At 72.2% G+C, this 5,572-nt stretch carries 5 protein-coding genes and 1 pseudogene; 5 read left to right on the plus strand and 1 reads right to left on the minus strand.

All coding sequences use genetic code 11. From position 1 onward, the window contains the following. The 3 genes and pseudogenes from ACFRMQ_RS37360 to prfB all read left to right on the plus strand — a co-directional run. Positions 1–466: pseudogene (locus tag ACFRMQ_RS37360) on the plus strand (serine/threonine protein kinase); the annotation flags it as partial. Between the two features lie 307 nt (positions 467–773). Next, a complete protein-coding gene (locus tag ACFRMQ_RS37365) occupies positions 774–2,027 on the plus strand; it encodes a serine/threonine-protein kinase (RefSeq protein ID WP_380735305.1) in 1,254 nt (417 codons plus the stop codon). Between the two features lie 69 nt (positions 2,028–2,096). Continuing rightward, positions 2,097–3,209: a peptide chain release factor 2 gene (prfB, locus tag ACFRMQ_RS37370; RefSeq protein WP_380735306.1), complete on the plus strand. Its 1,113-nt coding sequence runs from the start codon at positions 2,097–2,099 to the stop codon at positions 3,207–3,209. 91 nt (positions 3,210–3,300) lie between these two features. Here the strand turns inward: prfB and ACFRMQ_RS37375 are convergent, their stop codons facing one another. Further along, positions 3,301–3,495 carry a hypothetical protein gene (locus ACFRMQ_RS37375; protein WP_380735308.1) on the minus strand — a complete coding sequence of 65 codons (195 nt, stop codon included), beginning with the start codon at positions 3,493–3,495 and terminating at the stop codon, positions 3,301–3,303. Between the two features lie 350 nt (positions 3,496–3,845). Here ACFRMQ_RS37375 and ftsE point away from each other — a divergent pair, with 350 nt between their 5' ends. Further along, the gene (ftsE, locus tag ACFRMQ_RS37380; RefSeq protein ID WP_049653434.1) at positions 3,846–4,535 is read left to right on the plus strand and encodes a cell division ATP-binding protein FtsE; all 690 of its coding nucleotides are present in this window, start codon (positions 3,846–3,848) and stop codon (positions 4,533–4,535) included. A gap of 83 nt (positions 4,536–4,618) precedes the next feature. Then, on the plus strand, positions 4,619–5,530 hold the full coding sequence (gene ftsX / locus ACFRMQ_RS37385; RefSeq protein WP_380695304.1) for a permease-like cell division protein FtsX: 912 nt from the start codon (positions 4,619–4,621) through the stop codon (positions 5,528–5,530). The last annotated feature ends 42 nt before the right edge of the window (positions 5,531–5,572 follow it).

Consider the following 5,572-nt stretch of genomic DNA (forward strand, 5'->3'; position numbering starts at 1 on the left):
GGGCCGCGGCCAGGGCGGGCAGGGTGGTCAGGGCGGCCAGGGCGGCCAGGGCGGGCAGCGCGCCCAGGGCGGCGCCCGCCCGCAGCCGCCCGGCGGCTACCGGCAGGCCCCGGCCGAGTACGGCCGGCCGCAGGGCGGCTACCCGCCGCCGCCCGCGCCCACTCCGGTGGCGCGCCGCTCCGAGCCGCCGGCGCCGCAGTACCGGGAGGCCCCGCCGCAGCGCCGCGAGGAGCCGCCGGCCCCGGCCCGCCGCGAGCCCGCCCCGGCCCGCGAGCCGCGCCCGCGCAGCCGCAACCGGATGTACATTCCGGGGCTCGGCTGCCTCAAGGGCTGCCTGATGGTGCTGGTGGTGCTGGCCCTGGCCGGGGTGGCGCTGTGGAACTTCACGTCGCTGCCGCAGTACTGGGACAACGCCGTGGGCTGGTTCGACTCGGCGCGCGACTGGGTGAACAGCTTCCTCGGTTAGGTCCTGTCCGGCCGATGTCGTCGGACAGGGCCCCGCGCACCGGGCGGGGCCGTCGGCCGGGCCCGCCCGGCTGGTCCGTTCCCGGGCCGTTCCCGGGCCGGTCCGGGGCCGATCGGGGCTCCGGCCGCCAGGGGCGGCGATATTGACGCTATGTCGACAATTCGGCAGATTTCTCGCCCGAGACTCCCGCTCCGGGCCCCTCGGGCGGCGCCCGGAGGCCTCCGGGCGCGTAGGTTGGTCGCTGTTGTCCCGCCCCACCGAGCGCGCCGGACCCCCGGAGCGCTCCCGCGCCGCCCACGGAGCAGCATTGGCACGCAAGATCGGCACCCGGTACACCGTCCACCAGGTGATCGGCCGGGGTTCGGCCGGGACGGTCTGGCTCGGTGAGGGGCCCGACGGCCCGGTGGCGGTCAAGCTGCTGCGCGAGGACCTCGCCGCCGACCAGGTGCTGGTCGGCCGCTTCGTCCAGGAGCGCACCGCGCTGACCAGCCTCGACCACCCCCGGGTGGTCGGCGTGCGCGACATGGTGGTGGACGGCAGCGACCTCGCCCTGGTGATGGAGCTGGTCCAGGGCACCGACCTGCGCTCCCGGCTGGAGCGGGACGGCGCGCTGCCGCCGCAGACCGCCGCCTCGATCATCGCCGACGTCGCCGACGGCCTGGCCGCCGCGCACGCGGCCGGGATCGTCCACCGCGACGTCAAGCCGGAGAACGTCCTGCTCGACCTCGCCGCCGCCCCCGGCCCGGGCGGCGCCCCGCGCGCCAAGCTCACCGACTTCGGCGTGGCCCGCCTGGTCGACGCCCCGCGCCGCACCCGGGCCACCCGGATCATCGGCACCCCCGACTACCTGGCCCCCGAGATCATCGAGGGCCTGGAACCGCGCGCCGCCGTCGACATCTACGCCCTCGCCACCCTGCTGTACGAGCTGCTGGCCGGCTCCACCCCGTTCGGCGGCGGCCACACCGGCGCGGTGCTGCGCCGGCACGTCACCGAGCAGGTGCCGCCGATCCCCGGCCTGCCGGACGGGCTGTGGCGGGTCATCTCCGAATGCCTGGCCAAGGCCCCCGCCTCCCGGCTGCGCGCCGCCGAGCTGGCCGCCCGGCTGCGCGAGCAGCTGCCCTCGCTGGCCGGCCTGCCGGTGCTGGTCGTGCCCGGCCAGGGCCGCGCCCCGGCCGAGGAGCAGCTGACCCCCGGCGAGGCCGTCTACGCCGAGATCGACCCCGGACCGGGCGTCCACAAGCGCCGCCGCGGCCCGGCCGTCCCGCTGGTGCCCGGCGCCGCCCCGGACTCCACCCGGGACACCCACACCAGCCTGCGCCGCCCGTCCGCCGACGAGCTGGCCGCGTACGCCGTCGAGTCCCGGGCCCAGCGCGTCACCCCCGGCCACCGCCGGGACCGCCAGGCGCTGCTGCGCCGCCGCCGGCTGCTGGCCGTGCTGATCGCCACCGTCCTGCTGCTGGCGGGCGCCGCCGCGGCCTGGACGGCCTTCGCGGCCACCGCTCCGGACGGCGGCCACCCCGGCCGTCCGGCGGTGACGGGCACGGCCCCGCGGGCGCCCTGACCCCCGCCCGGGGCCCGGGGGAACCGGGGGTGTCGTCATGATCACCCCCGGAACCATTACCCTGGGGGCGTGGCAGCCGTCGATCCTTCCGAAGAGCTCAAGAACCTCGATACGACCATGGGGTCGATCGAGGCCGTCCTCGACCTGGACAAGATCCGGGCCGACATCGCGGTCCTGGAGGAGGAGGCAGCCGCCCCCACCCTGTGGGACGACGTCGCGAACGCACAGAAGGTGACCAGCCGGCTCTCCTTCCTCCAGGGCGAACTGCGCCGGGTCGAGAGCCTGCGCAGCCGCATCGACGACCTGGGCGTGCTGTTCGAGCTCGCCGAGGCCGAGGACGACGCGGACACCCGCACCGAGGCCGAGGCCGAACTCGTCGCCCTCCAGAAGGCCGTCGAGGAGCTGGAGGTCCGCACCCTCCTGTCCGGCGAGTACGACGCCCGCGAGGCGCTGATCAACATCCGTGCCGAGGCCGGTGGCGTGGACGCCGCCGACTTCGCCGAGCAGCTCATGCGCATGTACCTGCGCTGGGCCGAGCGGCACGGGTACCCCACCGAGGTGTACGACACCTCGTACGCCGAAGAGGCCGGCATCAAGTCCGCGACCTTCACCGTGAAGGCGCCGTACGCCTACGGCACCCTCTCCGTCGAGCAGGGCACCCACCGCCTGGTGCGCATCTCCCCGTTCGACAACCAGGGCCGCCGGCAGACCTCCTTCGCCGGCGTCGAGGTCCTCCCGGTCGTCGAGCAGTCCGACCACGTCGACATCGACGAGGGCGAGCTGCGGGTGGACGTCTACCGCGCCTCCGGCCCCGGCGGCCAGGGCGTCAACACCACCGACTCGGCGGTGCGCATCACGCACATCCCGACCGGCATCGTGGTCTCCTGCCAGAACGAGCGCTCGCAGATCCAGAACAAGGCGTCCGCGATGAACGTCCTCCAGGCCAAGCTGCTGGAGCGGCGCCGCCAGGAGGAGAAGGCGGCGATGGACGCGCTCAAGGACAGCGGCAGCTCCTGGGGCAACCAGATGCGCTCCTACGTCCTGCACCCGTACCAGATGGTCAAGGACGTCCGCACGGCGTTCGAGGCGGGCAACCCGCAGGCCGTGCTGGACGGCGACATCGACGGCTTCATCGAGGCCGGTATCCGCTGGCGCAAGCAGCGCGAGACCAGCGCCGAGTAGGCACCCGGACACCGCCGAGCAGGCACCCGGACACACACGGAAGGCCCCCGACCGCAGCGGTCGGGGGCCTTCGTGGTACGTCTCGTGGTCGTCAGGCCAGTGCCTGCCGGAAGATCAGCGCCACCGCGAGCAGTCCGGCCAGCACGGCCAGCAGCATCGCGGGGGAGAGCGTGGCGAACGGCCCCTGCTGCTCCTGAAGCCGGGCGCGGTTGGCCCGGCACACCGGGCAACGCCCGTCGCTGACGCGGCCGTTGCAGTTGGCGCACACCAGATGGTCGCAGGTCATGCGATCTCCTCCTTGCTGCTTAATGCAACGCACCGGACGGGGCTTTGGTTCCACACACTGCCCTGTACGGGGGAGCGGCCGGACCCCGGCCGCCACCTCCACTCTGCCAGGTTCCGGCGGTTCCGGCTCCCGGGCTGTGAGATGCCTCGCAATATTCGGGGCATAAGCGGACATTCTCCCCCAGCCTCCGGCCGCCGTCGCGGGCGGCCACTGCGGGCCGCTCGCCGATTCGCGTATGGTCCCAGTCCGGGAGCGGCCCTCTGCGCTCCTTTCGCCCGCCCACGGACCGGGCCTCCGGGGTGGAGCGACCGAGGAATGGCGCCGCCTAGGATGGCCTCCGTGATGCAGCCGTGATCAGATTCGACAACGTCTCCAAGACCTATCCCAAGCAGAACCGTCCCGCCCTGGACAACGTCTCGCTGGAGATCGAGAAGGGCGAGTTCGTCTTCCTGGTCGGCTCGTCCGGCTCGGGGAAGTCCACCTTCCTGCGCCTGTGCCTGCGCGAGGAGCGCCCCACCACGGGCGCGGTGCACGTGCTGGGCAAGGACCTCGGCAAGCTGTCCAACTGGAAGGTGCCGCACATGCGCCGCCAGCTGGGCACCGTCTTCCAGGACTTCCGCCTGCTGCCGAACAAGACGGTCGCGCAGAACGTCGCCTTCGCCCTGGAGGTGATCGGCAAGCCCAAGAGCGCCATCAACAAGGTGGTGCCCGAGGTGCTGGAGCTGGTCGGCCTCGGCGGCAAGGAGGACCGCATGCCGGGCGAGCTGTCCGGTGGTGAGCAGCAGCGCGTGGCGATCGCCCGCGCCTTCGTGAACCGCCCGATGCTGCTCATCGCGGACGAGCCCACCGGAAACCTCGACCCGCAGAACTCGGTCGGCATCATGAAGCTGCTCGACCGCATCAACCGCACCGGCACCACGGTGCTGATGGCCACCCACGACCAGGCCATCGTCGACCAGATGCGCAAGCGCGTCATCGAGCTCGACAAGGGGCTGCTCGTCCGCGACCAGGCCCGCGGCGTCTACGGGTACCAGCACTGACCGACCAGCGCTGACCCGTAGGGCCGCCGGCCCGGACCGCCAGACCAGAGCAGAGCAGTACCGACCCTGGAGTTGTTTCCCGCATGCGTGCCCAGTTCGTCCTGTCGGAGATCGGTGTGGGTCTCCGACGCAACCTGACCATGACCATCGCGGTCGTGGTCAGCGTCGCGCTCTCCCTCGCCCTCGCCGGTTCCTCGCTCCTGGTCCGCGACCAGGTGAACTCCATGAAGGGGTACTGGTACGACAAGGTCGAGGTGAGCATCTACTTCTGCACCAAGGCGGACGCCCGCAACTCGCCCCAGTGCGACAAGGGCGCGGCCACCGACCAGCAGGTCCAGGACATCAAGGACCAGCTGGACAAGATGACTTCGGTGGTCCAGTCCTCGACCTACGAGAGCTCCGCCGAGGCGTACAAGCACTGGAAGGAGATGAACCCGGACAACCCGCTCATCTCCGTCCTGGGCCCGGACGCGATGCCGCAGTCCTGGCGGGTCAAGCTCAACGACCCGACCAAGTACGACGTGATCCAGAGCGCCTTCGCCGGCAAGCCCGGCGTCAAGTCGGTCGAGGACCAGCGGAAGATCCTGGAGAACCTGTTCGGCCTGCTCAACGGCCTCCAGACGGCGGCCTTCGTGATCATGGTGCTGATGCTCTTCGTCGCCCTGCTGCTGATCGTCAACACCGTGCGGGTGTCGGCGTACAGCCGACGGCGCGAAACCGGCATCATGCGCCTGGTCGGCGCCTCGAACTTCTACGTCCAGATGCCCTTCATCGCCGAGGCGGCCTTCTCTGCGCTGCTCGGCGCGGTGATGGCCTCCGGGCTGCTGGTCGGCGGGCACTTCTTCGTCCAGAACTGGCTGGCCGACCGGGTGCAGTTCATCCACTTCATCGGGCTCGGCTCGGTGCTCGCGGTGATACCGCTGCTGATCGTGGTGGGCATGGGAATGGCCGGCGTCGCGGCGTTCTTCACGCTGCGCAAGTACCTCAAGGTCTGATCCCGCGAGGCCCCGGCGGCCCCGGACGGCACTGCGCCGTCC

The sequence above is a fragment of the Kitasatospora sp. NPDC056783 genome, from assembly GCF_042789895.1.
Classification (GTDB): Bacteria; Actinomycetota; Actinomycetes; order Streptomycetales; family Streptomycetaceae; genus Kitasatospora.